Annotated in this window: 1 protein-coding gene; it reads left to right on the forward strand. The window is 57.1% G+C overall.

Annotated elements, in window-relative coordinates; genetic code table 11:
• Window positions 1-469 (forward strand): sulfatase-like hydrolase/transferase (locus ACLD7X_RS18770; RefSeq protein WP_411425195.1); only part of this gene is annotated, 469 nt, incomplete at both ends.

Raw genomic sequence — 469 nt, forward strand, 5'->3', positions numbered from 1 at the left:
CACTTTTCGGGTGCACACTACCCTTACGGTTTCCACCGCCTCGCATTCGGGGCCGATGATTACCGCAACGCGGTTTCCGCTTTAGAAAGCGAATTGCCGCTCAATCTGAAGGAGACGCCCGATCGCATCGACGAAACCTATCGAGACGGCGAGGACCGAGAGTTGCTGGTCCGCTACAAGCGGATCATCCAGCATTTGTTTCATGCCGGCGACTTCGAGCGCATTTTCCAACTCTATCTCGACGGCATTGATCATTTCCTGACCAGCCGTTTCGACGTCTTCATGCAGAATTTGTCGCGGCGGCTGAGGGGCCGAAATGTGCTCTTCGTCATCTTCGGCGACCATGGCGAACACTGGAGCCCGGACAGCTACGGCCATCACAATTCGATGCGCGAAGGCGTGCTGCGGGTGCCGATGCTCTTCATCGGACCGGGGATCAAGCCAGGTCGGGAGATCACATCTCGCATTC

The sequence above is a fragment of the Aphanothece microscopica RSMan92 genome, assembly GCF_046613545.2.
Lineage (GTDB): Bacteria > Cyanobacteriota > Cyanobacteriia > PCC-6307 > Cyanobiaceae > NIES-981.